Source organism: Arcicella aquatica (genome assembly GCF_034928825.1).
GTDB classification, from domain to species: Bacteria; Bacteroidota; Bacteroidia; order Cytophagales; family Spirosomataceae; genus Arcicella; species Arcicella aquatica.
In genome coordinates, this window is record NZ_JAYFUL010000027.1 from 55,698 (window position 1) to 74,538 (window position 18,841).

Annotated in this window: 14 protein-coding genes; 10 read left to right on the forward strand and 4 right to left on the reverse strand. The window is 35.2% G+C overall.

Annotated elements, in window-relative coordinates; translation table 11 throughout:
• Positions 1-107 precede the first annotated feature (107 nt).
• Complete coding sequence (locus VB264_RS15695; RefSeq protein ID WP_323250746.1) at positions 108-1,244, forward strand: hypothetical protein; 1,137 nt, start codon at positions 108-110, stop codon at positions 1,242-1,244.
• Positions 1,245-1,257: 13 nt separating this feature from the next.
• Here the strand turns inward: VB264_RS15695 and VB264_RS15700 are convergent, their stop codons facing one another.
• Complete coding sequence (locus VB264_RS15700) at positions 1,258-1,395, reverse strand: hypothetical protein (RefSeq protein ID WP_323250747.1); 138 nt, start codon at positions 1,393-1,395, stop codon at positions 1,258-1,260.
• A gap of 50 nt (positions 1,396-1,445) precedes the next feature.
• Here VB264_RS15700 and VB264_RS15705 point away from each other — a divergent pair, with 50 nt between their 5' ends.
• From VB264_RS15705 to VB264_RS15745, 9 genes are all read left to right on the forward strand, one after another.
• The gene (locus tag VB264_RS15705; RefSeq protein ID WP_323250748.1) at positions 1,446-2,792 is read left to right on the forward strand and encodes a M28 family peptidase; all 1,347 of its coding nucleotides are present in this window, start codon (positions 1,446-1,448) and stop codon (positions 2,790-2,792) included.
• Positions 2,793-2,949: 157 nt separating this feature from the next.
• The gene (locus tag VB264_RS15710; RefSeq protein ID WP_323250749.1) at positions 2,950-3,354 is read left to right on the forward strand and encodes a hypothetical protein; all 405 of its coding nucleotides are present in this window, start codon (positions 2,950-2,952) and stop codon (positions 3,352-3,354) included.
• A 151-nt stretch (positions 3,355-3,505) separates the two neighbouring features.
• Entirely contained in the window at positions 3,506-4,483 is a 978-nt protein-coding gene (locus VB264_RS15715) for a YheT family hydrolase (protein WP_323250750.1), read from the forward strand.
• Positions 4,484-4,532: 49 nt separating this feature from the next.
• Positions 4,533-6,446 carry a phosphoglycerate dehydrogenase gene (gene serA, locus VB264_RS15720; protein WP_323250751.1) on the forward strand — a complete coding sequence of 638 codons (1,914 nt, stop codon included), beginning with the start codon at positions 4,533-4,535 and terminating at the stop codon, positions 6,444-6,446.
• A 67-nt stretch (positions 6,447-6,513) separates the two neighbouring features.
• Entirely contained in the window at positions 6,514-7,623 is a 1,110-nt protein-coding gene (locus VB264_RS15725) for an AAA family ATPase (protein WP_323250752.1), read from the forward strand.
• Positions 7,617-8,270, forward strand: coding sequence for a DUF4276 family protein (locus VB264_RS15730; protein ID WP_323250753.1), 654 nt, complete (start codon positions 7,617-7,619; stop codon positions 8,268-8,270). Before VB264_RS15725 ends, VB264_RS15730 begins: the two co-directional genes overlap by 7 nt.
• The gene (locus VB264_RS15735; RefSeq protein WP_323250754.1) at positions 8,263-9,348 is read left to right on the forward strand and encodes an aminotransferase class V-fold PLP-dependent enzyme; all 1,086 of its coding nucleotides are present in this window, start codon (positions 8,263-8,265) and stop codon (positions 9,346-9,348) included. Before VB264_RS15730 ends, VB264_RS15735 begins: the two co-directional genes overlap by 8 nt.
• Before the next feature lie 118 nt (positions 9,349-9,466).
• Positions 9,467-10,471, forward strand: coding sequence for a Gfo/Idh/MocA family protein (locus tag VB264_RS15740; RefSeq protein WP_323250755.1), 1,005 nt, complete (start codon positions 9,467-9,469; stop codon positions 10,469-10,471).
• A gap of 89 nt (positions 10,472-10,560) precedes the next feature.
• Entirely contained in the window at positions 10,561-11,190 is a 630-nt protein-coding gene (locus tag VB264_RS15745; RefSeq protein WP_323250756.1) for a DUF3137 domain-containing protein, read from the forward strand.
• Positions 11,191-11,303: 113 nt separating this feature from the next.
• Here VB264_RS15745 and VB264_RS15750 read toward each other — a convergent pair whose 3' ends face one another.
• The 3 genes from VB264_RS15750 to VB264_RS15760 all read right to left on the reverse strand — a co-directional run bounded on the left by VB264_RS15750 (position 11,304) and on the right by VB264_RS15760 (position 18,523).
• Positions 11,304-12,794 carry a RagB/SusD family nutrient uptake outer membrane protein gene (locus VB264_RS15750; protein WP_323250757.1) on the reverse strand — a complete coding sequence of 497 codons (1,491 nt, stop codon included), beginning with the start codon at positions 12,792-12,794 and terminating at the stop codon, positions 11,304-11,306.
• A gap of 26 nt (positions 12,795-12,820) precedes the next feature.
• Positions 12,821-16,015, reverse strand: coding sequence for a SusC/RagA family TonB-linked outer membrane protein (locus VB264_RS15755; RefSeq protein ID WP_323250758.1), 3,195 nt, complete (start codon positions 16,013-16,015; stop codon positions 12,821-12,823).
• Positions 16,016-16,357: 342 nt separating this feature from the next.
• Positions 16,358-18,523, reverse strand: coding sequence for an FUSC family protein (locus VB264_RS15760; RefSeq protein WP_323250759.1), 2,166 nt, complete (start codon positions 18,521-18,523; stop codon positions 16,358-16,360).
• Positions 18,524-18,841: the final 318 nt, after the last annotated feature.

The window sequence follows — 18,841 nt, forward strand, 5'->3', positions numbered from 1 at the left end:
AAAATACTGCAACTTCATCAAAAAAAATGATGATGGAAGTAGAAGTGTTTTTATTTTTGTCGGATTACAATAATGTTTATCCTCTTAATCTTATCATTCAAATTATCATGAAAAAGTATTCTTTTTTATCAGTGGCGATGCTTGCATCTGCCTTAATTTTTAGTTCCTGTAAGCAAGATGAGTTAGAAATTGTCTCAAGACCAGACGACAGCACTAAGCCTACTGTTCCAAACTCAACTACTCCTTCAGATAGCCTTTTCTCAGTAAATATCAATGCTAGAATGGAAGTTGGTTCTGTCATTTATGACACTACAGCCGCCAACATTATTATTACCTCATGGGATAAAAACAATGTAGCCCATGAAAAAGAAGTAGAAATAGGAGCAGGAAAAAGTAAAGTGTATTTAGCGAAAGCCCATCAAAAATTCAGATTCAAATTTTTGAAATGGAGTGTTAGTAATGAATTGACTTTTACTAAAGAGCAACTCAAAGAAGGAGATGTAATTAGTTTTGGAGGCAAAACTACCCAAAAGCAATTAAATTCTGAAGAGGCCACTATAGAAGTAGGTGGCGTAGTGAAACCTTATTCAAAAACGAATTATTCGTATTATGCATCAGGCTTATTGAAACAAATCGACTATTATCTCGCTGATGCTTCAACATCTGTTTTAGTAATGACATACAAAACCGTTTATACTTATGATGATAAAGGCTTATTGACTAAAGTAGAATATTTTGAAGCTGATAATAAAGCGTTTGGCTCGTCAATATTGACTTATAATGCCAATGGCAAGGTTGCTACCATCAATGAAAAGAAATACGACCAAACGGTGATTGCTAATTTCAAATACAACCTATCAAATGGTGTTGAAAATATAACAGCTGAATATGCTTTTGATAATGGTGCTAAAATGAGCTATGCGATAAAGTATAAAAACGGAAACATCGTTGAGGATATCGCCAACGGTAGTACTGGCGGTAGCGAAAGTGGAAAATATGAGTATGATTCAAATATTAACCCTTATGCTCAAATGAATTTGTATAGCTTGTTTTTGACAAACCTTTCAAAGAATAATAACATCAAATTAGACAAAGCATTTTCGGGTAGTATTCCTTCAAATATTCCCTATAAGTTTGAATACAAATACGATGCCAATGGATATCCGACTGAATTTGAAAAAAGCTTCAAAACATACACAAGCAATAATCATTTGTTCAAAATAAAAACGGTGTATAAATACTAATCGTAAGAACCATTTAAGAAGCCTTCGTGATAAACGAGGGCTTCTTTGTTTGTAGCCTATTGAGTATTGAAATCCCTACAAAACTGAATTTAAGCCCCACAGGATACAATCTTAGCGAAAACTCTTTGAGCGACTGAAATTTATCAGGCATAATTTGTAACTTCAATTTTCATCAAATACTAAAATCAAATTTTCATCCATATGAAAAAAATTACTTTTATCGTATTAATACTTCTCGGTTTTCAAGTTTCGGCTCAGAAGATTGTTCAGCGCGACCCCATGATTGAACAATTGGTTTCAGAAGTAAATGCTGATAGCCTAAAAGCCCATATCAATAAGTTGGTAAGCTTTGGTACACGCCATACGCTAAGTACTACTACCGAACCTAAAAGGGGGATTGGTGCTGCCAGAAATTGGGTGTTAAGTCGTTTTCAAGAATTTGCTAAGCAATCTGAAGGTAGAATGACAGCCAAAATAGACTCATGGGTGTTGAAACCAGATGGAAAACGAGTGGATAAAGACCAAGACATGGGCAATGTAATGGGAATATTAAAAGGAACTGACCCGAATGATGACCGTATTTTCTTAGTTTCTGGGCATATCGATAGTAGAGTAACCAATGTAATGAACCGTGAATCTGATGCACCTGGGGCAAATGATGATGGTTCAGGAACAGCGACAGTAATAGAATTAGCAAGGGTGATGTCTAAAGCTAAATTCTCTGCAACGATAATTTTTCTGGTAGTCAGTGGGGAAGAACAAGGGCTTTTAGGAGCGGACTATTTATCACAAAAAGCCTTTGATGAAAAATGGAATATTGAAGGCATTATGAACAATGATATTGTAGGGTCAAACAACAGTAGCGATACCAGAATTATTGATAATACTCGTGTGAGGATTTTTAGCGAAGGATTACCTGCTTTTGAGATAGATAAAAAAGCAACAAGCATCCGTAACTTGGGGCAAGAAAACGATGGAAAGGCTCGTCAGTTGGCCCGTTATGCCAAAGAAATCGGCGAACGTTATGTTGATAATTTAGAGGTAGTAATGGTATATCGTAATGATAGATTTTTGCGCGGAGGCGACCATACTCCATTTGTTAACCGTGGTTTCCCTGCGGTAAGAGTAACAGAGATGAACGAGAATTATGAACATCAGCATCAAGATTTAAGAACAGAAAAGGGTATTCAATATGGAGATTACCCTGAGTTCATGGATTTTGAATACCTTAGAAAAAACACAGCGATGAATTTGGCTACCCTATCGAATTTAGCTAAAGCACCAGCCATGGTTCAGAACTTGACGATAGATACTAAAAACTTGACCAATTCAACGACGCTGTTTTGGCAGACTCCCAAAACAGGAAAAGTAAAAGGTTATTATGTGTTGATTCGGGAAACTTATCAACCTTTCTGGCAAAAGAAAATATTTACTACTAAGAATGGTATTAACTTACCTTATTCTAAAGACCATTATTTCTTTGCTGTACAGGCAGTAGGAGAAGATGGGAACGAAAGCTTACCACTTTTACCGAAAGTGGGCATGTAGGCTTTATTGATTGGTCATCTGACGATTGAAGATGGGTAATTCATTCCTCAAAATCAGATACTGCCTCAAAGTAGCTCGTTTTTGAACTTTTTCAGTACTCCAAAATTATATGGAATAGTTTTTTATTAAACTATAACTATATAAAATAATGGAACTTATGGAAAATCAACAAAAACACAGTACAAAGAAAAATGAGGCTCTTTCAAAAGTTGAAAAAAATGGAGGAGAAACGCCCAATAAAGTAATTGTTGAGGAAGAAGAAAAAACATGGGATGGCCCTCTAGGGGAAGCCGTGCGCCATGCCAATTCCGCTCAGATATATGCTGTGCCTGAGGCTATACCCAGAACTACGACCATAGAAACAGGTAATCAAAAGCCTTTAAGCAATCCTGATGAAGCTAGGCCAAAAACGCAAAAACCAACCGTTATTCAACAACCTGTTGCTAATGATGATGAACAACCAAGTTCTGAAGAACTTCAGAAACAGAGTATTGAACATTCAGAAAAGAATAATGTAAGCGACAAGCGTGGCTATAATGAATTAAAGACTAAAAAAGAATGATTGATTAAGCATACTAATCATGCTAAATAGATAGTGAGCAATCGTTTTATTGCTCACTATTTAATTATTCCATGAAAAAACATTGATTTTTGTGGTAATTATTAAACCTTTCAAAGATTCAATGTAATTTCAAAGGATAATTTTAAAATTTATGCCAATCATTAAACACGCTGATTATCAAGCTCCTTTTTGGCTACCCAATGGTCACTCACAGACTATTTTTCCTTCAGTTTTTCGTAAAATTAAAACTGTAAACTATCTGCGTGAAAGAATTATTACTCCCGACAACGATTTCTTGGATTTAGATTGGGCGAAAGCTCACCTGAAAAATGCTACAACAGACAAGGTTAGTAAAAAACTTGTTGTGTTATCGCATGGTTTAGAAGGCGATTCTAGTAGGCAATACATTACTGGAATGGTACAAATCTTTACACAAAATGGATTTGATTGTTTGGCATGGAATTTCAGAAGCTGCTCAGGCGAGCTAAATAAAACCACAAGATTTTATCATAGTGGAGCTACCGATGACCTTGATTTAGTAATAAAATGTGCTATTCAGAAAGGTTACGAAGAGATTTATTTAATAGGATTTAGTTTGGGAGGAAATCTTACCCTAAAATATTTAGGCGAGCAATCAGAAAAACTGTCTTTAAAAATCAAAAAAGCAGTTACATTTTCTGTACCTTTGCACCTCTCAAGCAGTAGTCAGACAATCGGGTGGCTTTATACCAAACGATTTAATGATTCCTTGAAAAAGAAAATCTTGGAAAAGGCAAAACTTTTTCCAGATCAAATACAAACTTCAAACATCTCGAAAATCAAAACTTTAAAAGATTTCGATGATTGTTACACTTCACAACTACATGGTTTCCAAGACGCAGAAGACTATTACGAGCGTAATAGTTCCTTGTACTTCTTGGACAAAATCCAGATTCCAACATTAATTATTAATGCTCAGAATGACCCTTTTTTATCAAAGGCATGTTTCCCTTTTGAAAAGGCTAATTCTTTAGAACAAGTATTTTTCCAAGCCCCTAAAGAAGGAGGGCATTGTGGATTTTATCAAGATAATTATCAAGGAACCTTATGGTCTGAAAAAAGAGCTTTAGAGTGGATAAGTAATAATTAGATTTAAAACAATCAAGATAAACTGCCCAAAATCGGTAGTTAAAGACAATATGATTACCAAAACAGTCGAACAAAAAATAAATTACGTCATTGATTTTGACAGTACCTTCACAAAAGTAGAAGGATTAGATGAATTAGCTGCAATTGCTTTGACTGGTCATAAAGACCAAGATAAAATTGTAGGAGAAATCAAAGCCATTACTGATAAAGGTATGCTTGGAGAAATCGGTTTTGCTGATTCCCTTAAGGCGAGAATAAACCTTTTGCCTGCAAACAGTGACCACGTGGCTACTTTAATTGAGTTTTTGAAAGGAAAAATCTCTGATTCATTTCTTAGAAATGAAACTTTTATTCGTGAAAACGCTGCTGATATTTATATAGTTTCTTCAGGATTTAAGGATTTTATCGTTCCAGTAGCTACTCAAATAGGTATTTTAGCAGAGAATGTATATGCAAATACCTTCACTTATGATGCTGATGGAAACATTACAGGTTATGATGCTACGAACCTTTTATCGCAAGATAAAGGTAAAGTAAAGTTGTTAGAAGATTTGAAATTAGAAGGAGAGATTTATGCAATCGGAGATGGTTATACAGACTACGAAATGCGTGAAGCTGGTTTTGCCTCTAAATTTTTTGCTTTTACAGAAAACGTAGAACGTCAAAAAGTGACTGATAAAGCGGATGAAGTAGTGGCGTCTTTTGATGAGTTTTTATATATCAACGGCCTTACGCGCTCACAATCTTATCCAAAATCTAAAATCAAAGTACTTTTACTAGAAAACGTACACCCGAAAGCTGTGGAGGCTTTTAAAATTGAAGGGTTTCAAGTAGAATTATTGAAAGGGGCTTTAGATGAAGATGAATTAATCGAGAAAATTAAAGGTGTTTCTATTTTAGGCTTACGTTCTAAAACTAATTTGACAAAAAGAGTCCTAGAACACCCTAATGCGAGTCGTTTGATGACGGTTGGTGCTTTCTGTATTGGAACAAACCAAATCAATTTGGACGAGTGCGAACGCCGTGGTATTGCAGTATTCAATGCTCCCTACTCAAATACTCGTTCAGTAGTAGAAATGGCTATTGGCGAAATGATTATCCTTACGCGTGATTTATTGACAAAATCAAATAAAATGCACGAAGGCGTTTGGGATAAATCTGCTAAAAACTCTTATGAAATCAGAGGTAAAAAATTAGGCTTAGTAGGTTACGGAAGTATCGGTACACAGCTTTCTGTGATTGCAGAAGCAATGGGTATGCAAGTATATTTTTACGATGCCGTAGATAAATTAGCTTTGGGAAATGCTAAAAAATGCAAGACTTTAGAAGAGCTTTTAAATATTTCTGATTTTATTTCGATGCATGTGGATGGACGCAAAACAAATGCGAACATCATCGGCGAGAAAGAATTTGAAATGATGAAAGATAATGTAATTTTCATCAACCTTTCTCGTGGACACGTTGTTGAAATACCTGCTTTAGTAAATGCCTTGAAATCTGGAAAAGTTTGGGGTGCAGCAGTTGACGTTTTCCCTTATGAACCAAAAACTAACGACGAAGCATTTGTAAACGAATTGCGTGGTTTGCCAAGAGTAATTCTGACACCACACGTCGGAGGGTCAACTGAAGAAGCACAAGCTAACATCGGTGAGTTTGTACCAAGTAAGTTATTGCAATTTATGAATAACGGGAGTACATATGGTTCAGTAAACTTCCCAGAGTTACAATTGCCAGCGTTAGAAAATGCACACCGTTTGTTACATATTCACCAGAATGTACCAGGTATTTTGGCGAAAATTAACAATATTTTTGCTAAATACAATGTCAATATACAAGGGCAATATCTGAAGACTACTACCGAAATCGGTTATGTAATTACAGATATTTCAAAAGAATATGCCGACGAAATTGTTGAAGAATTAAAAGGAATTGACAACACGATTAAGTTTAGAATGTTGTATTAAGATGCTCAAAACAGTTTATATTTGTGCCGCGGAAGTGGCACAAATTATTTATACCCATCAATAAAGCATGATTAAGAAAATAACGATTCAAAATTTCTTTAGCTTTGGCTCAGAACAAACAATCGAATTGAATGCTGATACCAATGTTCTTGTAGGAATTAACGGAACAGGAAAATCAAATTTCATTAAGGCGATACGTTTGTTGAAGGCAAGTCTTAACGATGATTTTGAAAAACTATTTTCGCAAAAATGGGGTGGGTTTTCAGGAGTAGCTAACTTTATTAATCCTGATGCTACTGAGATTAAAATAAGTACTATTTTAAATAAAGAAGTTCTTGATAAATTTACCGTATATAGTCCGTTAAAAACGGATATACTTTTTCAAGTAAGTATTCAAAAAGTAAACTCTTCTAATTATAAACTTAGTACAACCTATTTTTATGATGAAGAAATATTCTCAGTAGATAATTTAGGTATTGGAGAATTTCCACAAAACGGAATAACACAGATAATTGTACAAACAGTAAGACTTTTTGAAGAAAATATTGCTATTTATGACTATTTCGATACATCCTTTGAAAGCCCTATTCGCCAATTGTCTCCTTATTACTCAGAAGAAAATCTTTTAAGCGACGGCAAAAATCTGACAGCTTTATTGAGTTATTTGAACGGAAATTCAGTAAAAGCTTTTGATAAACTTGTAGAAGAGTTTAAAAAGATAAATCAAAATTTCAGAGAACTCGTTTTTACCACACCAGTAGCTGGAAAAAGCTTACTTTCACTGAAAGAGAAAAATTTAGATAGAGCGATTACTATTGAACATATTTCGGATGGAACTTTGAGATATTTGCTGTTGCTTTCAATCTTTTATAATCCGAAAAGAGGAAGTGTAGTTTGTCTTGATGAACCAGAAATGGGTTTACACCCAGATATGATTAATGGAATTGCCAGAGGCATTAAGTATGCCGCAGAAAACGGTACACAAATGATTGTTGCTACACATTCGCCTTTATTATTAAATGCTTTTGAATTAGAAGATTTGATGATTTTTGAGAAAAATGATGCTAATGAAACAATTGTCAAAAAGGTTTCAGAGGAAGATTTTCCAGATTGGGAAGGAGAGTTTTTAGCTGGTCAGATGTGGTTAAGAGGCAAAATAGGTGGAACACGATGGTAGAAGTAAGCATTTTATTAGAAGGTGGCGTTCATCCTAATAGTAATGCCAGTGCCGATACTTTTGATAATAGTGAAAGACTCCGTGAGAGCTTTCATCAATTATTATCTAAGGGATTAAATAACACAGAAGAGATACGGATTGAAATTGATACAAAAGCTTCCTATACGAGTGTTCTAAAAGCTATTAAATCTGGGAAAGAAGTAAGTTCCAATACTTTAGCTCTTTTGGATTTGGATGGAGATGAAAGTCAAAGAAATAAAAGAATCGTTCAATACGGATTGGAAGAATATAGAGATTTTGTATTTTTTATGATTCAAACAATGGAAAGCTGGATTTTGTCTCAACCTGATGCCATAGAAAAGACGTTTGTTTCTTATGATAAAATAATGGATTTGCCTATTGCTGAAAATGAACTCTTAAAAGGGCTATTGCCACAAAGTATTAGCCAACCAGATAAAGTACTAAATTCACTCTTACTAGAATATTATCAATATGAAAGAGGAGGGAAGATAAAGAAAGTCAAATACGGAAAATTAAAGAATTCCTATCTTTTGATAGAACAACTTGATATTAATGAGTTAAGAAGGCAATTTGCTGATGTCAATAATTTACTGAACAAGATTAACGATTTAACCATAGATGCGTAAAACATACTTTACCCCCGGCCCAGCCGAATTATTCCCTACTGTCGAACAACATTATAAAGATGCCTTTGACCTGCAATTAGGGTCAATTTCACATCGCTCTGCTCAGTTCCGTAGTATTTATCAGCATACAGTTGAACAGTTGCGTATTTTGATGAATATTCCAGAATCAAACGGAATTTTCTTTACAGGTTCAGCTACCGAAATTTGGGAAAGAGTTATTCAAAATACCGTTGAACATGAAAGCTTCCATTTAGTCAATGGTTCGTTTTCAAAGAAGTTTTTCGATTTCTCGAAAGAATTAAATAAGTATGCTCATAAGTATGAAAAACCTTTTGGTGAAGGGTTTGATTATTCGGAAATTACTGTTCCCGAATACGCTGAATTAATCTGTACTACTGCTAACGAAACAGCATCTGGAGTACAAATGCGTCCAGCCGAAATTCATAAATTGAAGCGTGCTAACAAAGATAAATTTTTGGCAGTAGATATGGTTTCTTCAGCGCCTTATCCTGAACTAGATTTTAATATTATTGATACTGCTTTATTTTCTGTACAGAAATCATTCGGAATGCCCGCTGGTTTGGGCTGTTGGATTGTCAACCCTGCTATGCTTGAAAAGGCTAACCGTATGAAAACGCATGAAAATCAAATCGGTACTTATCATAGTTTGCCTTCTCTATTCAAGAATTTTGAGAAATTTGAAACACCTGAAACTCCTAATGTAATGGCGATTTATGTGTTGGGGAAAGTAGCAGAAGATATGAATAAAATTGGTATCGAAACTATCAGAAAAGAGACCGAGAAGAAAGCAAAGCTATTGTATAATTTTGCAGAAAAAGCTGAATCGTTAGAAGTTTTCGTTAAAAATCCTGAGCACCGTTCGCAGACGGTCATCGTAGTAAATGTAAAAGGCAAGTCTGCGGCTGATATTATTAAAGAAGTGCAGGCGGAGGCTAATTTTGTGATAGGTTCTGGTTATGGTGATTTCAAAGCTTCTCAATTAAGAATTGCCAATTTTGCGGCAGTGAATATCGAACAAGTAGAAGCCCTTATTGAAGTCATGAAAACTAAAGTATAGCAAAACGATAAAGTCTTTGAATGCATTCAAAGACTTTATCGTTTTATAGACCTTCCTTTTGAGTATGACATTTTTATAACATATAAATTTTCAATCAAACCCCAAATACTATTATTCAATGGATTCAGTCGCTCAAACTTATACCTTTCGTTGGGGAATTATCGGTTGCGGAAAAATAGCCGAAAAATTTGCTGACGATTTGGTCGCTTATGTTCCTAATGCTACTTTACATGCTGTAGCGTCGCGTGATTTAGCAAAAGCCAAAGATTTTGGTGCAAAATATAACACTCCTCATGCCTTTGGTAGTTATGAAGAAATGCTAAAAAGCGGTTTGATTGATGTAGTTTATATTGCTACGCCTCATGCACAGCATCATGCCAATACTTTACTTTGTTTAGAGGCGGGGATACCTGTTCTATGCGAAAAGGCTTTTGCCATTAATACACAAATGGTACAAGAAATGATTGCTAAATCGCAAGAAAAAAAGCTTTTCTTGATGGAGGCTATCTGGACAAGATTTCATCCAGCGATTAATCAGATTGAAGATATTATTAAAGCGGGTACAATAGGCGAAATCAAACATATTGTAGCTGACTTTGGTTTTTTAGCTAATTATGATGAAAGTGCGCGCTTGTTCAACCCAGCACTGACAGGTGGTTCTTTATACGACATTGGTATTTATCCTTTGTTTATTAGTAAGTTGTTATTGGGTAAGCCCTCGCAGGTAAAAGCAGTCGCTACTTTTGCACCGACTGGTGTAGATATGAATTGCTCAGTTGCCTTGGCTTTTCCGAATGGTGCAACCGCTTCCCTGTTTTCTACGTTGGCTGCTAAAACAGATACTACTTGTACGATATATGGTACAAAAGGTAAGATATTTATTTCGGGTCGTTTTCATGAGACATTTGGTTTCACGTTGGAATTAGCTGACGAAGAACCACAAGTATTCACAACAGAAAGAAATGGCTGGGGATATAGCTATGAAGCTATTGACGTACAACGTTGTTTAACCGAAGGAAGAATCGAAAACGACCGACTTCCTTTACAATTTAGTTTAGAATTGATGGAATTAATGTGCGAAATCAGAAGCCAAATTGGATTAAAATATCCGCAGGAGTCTTAATACTGCTATTCATCACATTTATGTAAAAACCTCCATGAAAAATGCTCATTTTCATGGAGGTTTTTTATTGCTACTAAATAAAATTTAACATGGGATTATTAAGAAATATTTTCGGACCTAGTAAAGAAGAAGTCTGGGTACAATTAGAACAAGAAATAAATGCAAAATTTATCTTAGAAAAAGGATTGTTATCAGATGATTCTAAAGTTGTCTTAGCACATAAAAATTGGACAATCATTTTAGATGTCTTTCATCGTTCAAATGGGAATAGTTCTACTCCCTACACTCGAATGCGTTGTGCTTATGTAAACAAAGATGACTTTAGGTTTACGATTTATCCAGAAGGAATTTTTACAGATATTGCCAAATACTTTGGAATGCAGGATATTGAAATTGAAGATAGAATTTTTGATAATGCTTTTGTATTAAAGAGCAAAAAAACTGAACAAATTAAATCATTATTTGAAGAAGAAAAGATTAAAAATGATTTTTTAGCCTTAGCTGATTTATCGCAGTTTCAAGTTAGTGTTAAAGATGATGAAGGATTTTTTGGACAACATTTCCCTGAAGGGGTAGATGAACTTTATTTAGAAGTGATGGGTATTCTCAAGGATATCGAGCAACTAAAAATCATGTTTAAGCTTTTTGCTGAAATCATGGATAGGCTTTGTGAAATCGGTTCGGCTTATGAAACTCGCCCTGAAATTGAGTTGAAATAAGGATAATATAATTTATCTGACGAGATAGGAGAGACCTTATAAAAAAGTAAAGAGGATAAAATAAAAACAGGGTGCCCAATGAGCACCCTGTTTTTGTTAATGAGTATTCAGAATTACTGAGGATTTTGTACAACAAGGCCATTAGTATTGTTGATTTCATCCTGAGGAATTAAGAACTGCCATCTTTTATCTCCTGCTGGCACATCCATTACGCCATTAGTATATGTAGCACTGTGGTTACCACCATTTCTGTTTAAAGCAGCGTTAGTTCTCTTTAAGTCATAGAAACGGAAACCTTCACCCCAAAGTTCTACCCGACGTTGTACCATGATTTCTTCAATTAAATCTGCACCTGTCTTCGTAGATTTTGTGTATTTAGTATCACGATTTACAGCCAAAGTGTATAAAGCATCCGCAGCTCCAGCATTGTTTCCTTGACGAGCTAATGCTTCTGCTTCAATCAAATACATTTCTGCTGCTCTCATGTATGGTACGTCGCCAATACTTAAGTTTACGTCAGCCACTCTGAATTTCTTAGGGTGGTATTTATAACGTTGGAAAGTTGATGCTGGCAATGGGAAATCTGTAGTATTAGTTCCTGTTGGATCCCAAAGTTTCTTTCTTACGTCTGTTGCTGAAATTTTATCATACAATGCAGAGTACATCACTTTTGGTGTTGATCTAATTGCAGTTGAGCTATAGTTGTTAGACATATAAGCAAAGAACGAATAGAAATAATTCGTTTGGTCGGCTACAATTCTTGATGCCCACATCCATTCAGCATTTGAATAGTTGTTGAAACCACCTAGATAGTCTGTGTTCGACATCAAAGTGAACGATGCTCTTGCATCTTTAGCCATAGCAACTGCCGTAGTATAATCTTGCTGTGTTAAAGCAATACGTGCTTTAATTCCTTTTGCTACATTAACATTAAAATGAGATTTATCTAAACGAGTATAACCTGTAAATAAAGTAATGGCTTCGTCGATATCCTTGTTTATTTGAGTATAAACTTCTGCTACAGTGCTACGTGGTGTTGCAGTAGTACCAGGAGTAAGTACTAAAGGTACACCTAGACCGCTGTTAGCAGCACCTGCTACGAATCTTTCACCAAATAATTGAACCATTTGGAAATACGCCCATGCTCTGTATGTCAATGCTTCAGCTTTGATAGCTTTTTTATCAGCGTCAGTACCTGAAGCTTTGTCGATATTGGCAATAATCATATTGGCATTACCAATAAGCATATAATAGAAAGTATAGTTATAATAGCAAATAGAGCTGTTGGCAGTTCTATGAGTAATCCACTGATATTCAGACCTCAACCATGTGTTAGAAACGTTTGGAAATACAACGTCTTCACCCAGAATGTCAATATACAACATATTTCCCGACTGCCCACCTTGTGCTTGTACAGAGAAAATCTGTGAATACATTAATCTGTGAATACCGTTTAATGCAGCCCAAGCATTTTTAGTTGTACTAAAAGCATCTACTGTAGCAACTTGGTCTGTAGGGGCTGTTTCAAGATAATTATCTTCACAAGCGGAGAAGGACATCAATGCGATTAGTCCTAATACTCCATTTTTTATAATATTTTTCATCTTTATTTTTTTAAATCAGTTCCTAATTAAAATTTGATTTTTGCTCCTATAGACATTACTCGGTTAAAGTTGTAAGTGTTGTCTACTGTTCCGTTGAAAGAACCAGAAACGTTCATACCTTTTCTAGCAGAGAAAAGTGCTAAGTTTTCGCCAGCGAAATAAATACTAGCTTCTTTTGCACCAATTGCAGCCAATACAGAAGTAGGCAATTTATAGTTTAGGGTAACATTATTTAATTGTAAGTAAGATGCATCTGTTAAATATCTAGTACTTGTACCTGTCAAGTTAGTGATGTTTCCGTTATCAAAACGAGGAACTGAAGTATCGTCCCCAGATTTTTGCCAACGATTTAAAGCATCTATGTGCATTGCTGTTCCGTAAGAACCTCCATGCATTAACGATTGATAAGCACTGTCATATACTTTACCACCTACTTGGAATGTGAATTGTACACCTAACGAGAAGTTTTTATAAGATAAGTTATGTGACATTGAACCATAGAAATCAGGAATTGAAGAATATCCTGTATAACGTTGGTTTGCTTCTGCAAGGACTGTAGTTACAGTATCTGTCCCAATTACTTTACCGTTGGTTGTTAAGATATTTGTTTTATAAAGAGAAACCCCGCTTTCTTTATCCACGCCATAGAACTCACGCATGTAGAAATCATAAATTGAATGTCCTACACTCAAGCCTTTAGAACCATTAATAATCAAAGCTTGGTTTTCAGGCATTTTAGTCACTTGGTTTTTGAAAGTAGTTAAGTTCAATGTTGTTGAGTAACTAAAATCTCCCTTCTTATAAATATTACCAACCAATTGAAGTTCAAAACCTCTGTTGTAAAGATTACCGATGTTTTTGTTAACTGTAAACCCTCCAGAAGTTGTCCCACCATTTGATAACGCTAAAGGCACACTGAAAATTAATCCTGAAGTTTCACGGTTGAAGTATTCAGCACTACCTGATAATTTACCATTGAATAAGCTAAAATCAACACCAAGGTCAAAATTATTTGAAGTTTCCCAAGTAAGGCCTTCATTCGCAATTGAAGCTTGTGTAAACCCGGGTTCTGCATTGTTGTTTCTTCCTAATGTATATAAAGCTTGATATGGATAGTAGTTTTGTGAACCACCGCTATTTAATATACCATCACTTCCAACAACACCATAAGAAGCTCTAACTTTTAATAAGTTAACCCATGAAACATCAAAGAAGCCTTCTTTTTCGATGTTATATGCACCACCTACCGACCAGAAGTTAGCCCATCTTACATCTTTAGCAAAACGAGAGTTTCCATCTCTTCTCAAAGAAGCATTTAAAATATATTTACTGTCGAAATCATAATTAAGACGAGTAAAGAAACTTTCGATACCGTAGTTATCTTCTTGTGAACTTACACCTAATACAGTTGCAAAGTTTGGAAGTTCAGTGATACCATCAACGATAATACCTGCTCTAGAACCAGTTAGGTAATTGTATTTATAAGAATAGTTCTCATGACCACCCAAGACATTTACATGGTGCTTGCCGAAAGCTTTGTCAAATTCTAACAATTGGTTCCAAGTAGAACTTGTAGTACGATAAAGATAATGATATGAACGACCAGCTGGAGCTCCATCACCAACGATAGGGTTATCATAAGTACGGTAATGGTTATCTTGTAAATCAAAGCTTAAATTGGTTGTAGCTTTTAAGCTTGGCAAAATTGTAACTGTAGCAAATGTTCTTGCACCAATAGTACCACGCACTTGGTAACGTTGATTCAACTGATTTTCCCAGATAGCATGACGTCCACTCGCAAATGGTCTTGAGTCTCCCATATCATAGATTTTGTTTCCACTTCCATCTAATGAATATGAACCGTCAGCCCCATGTTTATAAACAGGATAAATAGGAGCAATAAAACGTGAAATATAAAATGGGTTAACAAAGCCTGTACCTCCATCTGCTGCTGCATCAAGATTTGAACGACTATAACTACCATTCAAGTTTAATCCAGTTTTAAGCCATTTAGTAGCTTGTGTATTTACGCTCACACGACCTGTAATTCTTTCAAAATCAGACTTTATTAAATAACCCTCTTCTTTTGTATAACCCAATGATACGAAGTAGTCAGACTTAGCAGTTCCTCCATCATAGTTGATGTTATAGTTACGTCTGCTTTTTCCACCTTGCTGAGCAGCATTACCCCAATTTAAATCATCTGGGTATAATAACTGTGCATTAGGGTTTAATATACCATTTGCATCAACTATCTGATTCTTAGCTACATTGTAGGGGTTGTAACTAAGTAAATCAGCAATACCAGAGTATGTTCTACCACCATAAGAAGTTGTTAAACCAGCAGCAATACTACCTGCATCAGCCATAGGTATTTTTAAAGAACCATATGCTAATGAGTTACGATATACCTCCCACATCAAAGGATAATATTGTTGTGTACTAACAGTTTCGTATTCTGGTAAACCTCTTGAAATGATACCTGCAGAAACATTTGCGCTAAAATTACTACGACCTTCTTTACCTTTTTTGGTAGTAATCATAATTACCCCATTGGCACCTCTTGAACCATAGATAGCAGTTGTTGACGCATCTTTCAACACAGCCATTGTTTCAATATCGTCAGGGTTCAATGTTGCTGTTGAAGCATCAAAAGGAACACCATCAACCACATAAAGTGCAGAGTTAGAAGAAGAGATTGAACCAAAACCTCTTACACGAATTGCTGGAGCAGAACCTGGAGCACCACTGCCCATTGTTGTTTGAACCCCTGGTGCAACACCAATCAATGCATTTAAAGCATTTGCAACAGGTCTTTTTTCAATGTCGCTCGATTTGATTTGAGCTGAAGAACCAACGTGCATCGTTTTGTTAACAGTACCATAACCTACTACTAAAACTTCGTTTAGTAAAGCAGCGTCAGACTCTAAGCTAACATTGATAACATTTCTGCCCTCAATAGCTACTTCTGTTTTTACAAAACCTACCGAACTGATTAAAAGTTTGGCTGAACCGCCTGGAACAGCAATGGTAAACTTACCTTCTTTGTCGGTAACTGTACCTTTTGTAGTTCCTTTTACTAAAATGCTTACGCCCGGGAGAAAAGACCCGTCTTCTTTTGAGGTTACAACTCCTTTGACTCTGATTTCTTGGCTATATACGTAGCCACTAGTCAACAAGAAGATGAACAATACGATGAAACTTCGTAAAGACTTACTCATAGTTTGTCTGTGTTTTAGTTGTTGATAAATTATTTGATAAAACAAAGGACAAACTTATTAATAAATTATTATAAAAAGCAAGTAAAAATATGACAAAAGACAGAAATAAGGGTTGAAATTTCATTTTTTCTTAAAAAAGACATAATCATAGTCTTTTTTAAGCCACATTTTTTTGAATAGTATACGTTTCTAAATTTCTAGGGTGTTTTTAATCAGTAGTTTAATCGCTTTGCAAAATTTATCAAAATGTGTACAAATATTGATAAATTGAAGGAGAATTAGAGGGTATTTTTATGACGTATTCACTATACGTTGTGTTAAAAATAACATCATTTAGCCGTTTTAAATTTTTATTTTTTGGGAAATTTTATAGATATCAAAAGCTACTTTTTGCAAATCTATAAATTGTTCTACAATCAAAAGGGTATCGTCATCTTCTTTAAAATGATGTTTCAAAGACAAAATTTTCATATCAGTATTGATGACATTTTGTTCATTAATTAATATCATCATTGACTCGTGTAGTAGTTTTTCAGAATTCGTAGCAATTTCTTTAAGTTTTTCCATCGCAGGAATATCTCCCGTATGTTCCATTATATACAATGCTAACGTAGCTACGTACGAAGACATCAAATGATTTAACACCGTAAATTTGTGTACTTCTTTGATACTTAGTTGTTTACTTTTAGGTTCTGAAAACATCCTTTGGAAGGCAGACGCTAAATTGGCACTACGAACGTATACTTCTTTGCGAATAATTTTATAAGGAATTTTATCATATCGTTGCCCGAAATAATAGGTAGTTACCTGATGATAATAGGCCAAATTGACTTCAATCATTTCTACTAAAACCGTTTTGAGTTTCTGATGTTCCCAGCTTGGTAAGAACACATGGCTAGCCACATAAGCGATACTTCCGCCAATGATGGTATCATAGACTCTTTCAATGAAAATTGCTCTGCTTCCCATACCTAAGAAATCGTATAGAATCAGGATAAACGGAGTCATGAATAATACACTGACTACATAGTTTTTACGTTGAAAGCTATACGCACCCAACATACAGATTAATAAGATAGCAAAAAGTGCGGAACCATCTTCCACCCAAGCAAGGATACTCATGCCTACAATGGCACCGATAATAGTACCAATCAAACGGTGATAATTTCGTTCTTTAGTTAGGCTAAAAGCTGGTTTCATGATGACCATAATCGTCAGCAAAATCCAGTTGCTATGTAGAAAATTATAGGATTGGGCAATGATAAAGCCAATCAGCATTACGACGGCCACCCTGATAGCATGGCGAAAAATCTCTGATTTTAGTGCGAGATTCTCTTTGAATAAACCAAAGTCATATTCTTCATGAGAGATAAAATAGGCTGATTGGGTCTGACTTTTTGTAAGTTTTCTTGCTTTTCTATCTTTAAAATGCCCATTGATTTTTTTGATTCTGTGATAGATGTTTTCAACATTTACCTCAATGTTCTTTAAAGCTTGCACGCCAGTTTCTTTAAATTCACTGCCGTATTCTCCTCTTTCTAGGGCTTCAATTTCCAGTTTTAAATCTCTGATTTCACGAGGTAATCGAAGTGAAATTTGTGGTTTTATATCAGCTTTTAGCGCATATCCTACCTCCTCTAATTGGTCAGACATGTGTAATAATACTACCTCAAATTGCTTTAAAATACCTATCTCATCAAATTGTTTATGAAGGGTTTGGTAGCTATAAAACGTTGACATGATTTGCTCAAACAAGTCCATTACATCCACAAAGACGATTACTAAAAATCGCCCTTGTTGGGTTGACTCACGAACAATTTCTCGGCTTTTAAAAAGTAAATCACGTACAGCATTTTGCTTTTCGTTTACTAATACTTGGCATTCTAGTAGTTTTTTATAGTTCTCGTCATAATCCATTCTCTCTTTATAAAAACCTGCTTTGATTCTCATAAAATTGGAAACCTCAATTACGCAATCACCCAACGACTGTTGTGCCAATCTATAAGGCATAATTTTATTCAAAGAGATACTCAGGGCAGAATACCACAAGCCACCGCCAGCAATATAAGCTGTATAGAGTAGGATGTCGGTGATAGAACGGATATCACCAATGCCTAAAGTCATGACCAATAAGGCCGCAGTACCGATGGATGCAATACGGTTTCCATATACGTACAACATGGAAAATAGAAAACTAAAGCTCAGGATAATAAAGCCTAGCGCATATACGGAAATATTGGCAAAGCCAGTGAGTAAGGAGACAATAGAAACGACGAGCGTAGTAACCAACATCGCATTGCGACGGTGGGTTATAGGACCAGGGGTATCGGCAATACTGGCACATAAAGCACCTAAGGAAACAGTGATGCCTATTTGTAATAAACCAAACTGAGATAAAATTAAGCTAGGAACCAACGCACCAAAAGTAATCCTGAGGCCGTCACCGAAGTAGGAACTCAAGACAAAATTCTTGATTTCATTGGTTGTTTGTTGTGTTTTTGAGGTCATGTCTTGTTACTTATTAAGTGATTTAGCGAGTGGTAGCTTTTTATTAAAAGAGTCGATTAAATAATGCTAAGGCTCTTATTTTTGTTTTCATGCTACAATCCTAAAGTCTCAAAATCAGTTTTTGTAAAAATAGATAAAATATTCAAGAATCTATCACTAACATTGATACTTGCATTTTGATTATGACATACATTTGATATATTAGACATTTTGAATACTAATTATTTATATTGTCGTGTGTGCGTGCGAACTTTGTACAAAAAGCTATGACAGCCTACGAAAAAGCTCGCAACAACCCACGGCAATTTAAATCTTTGA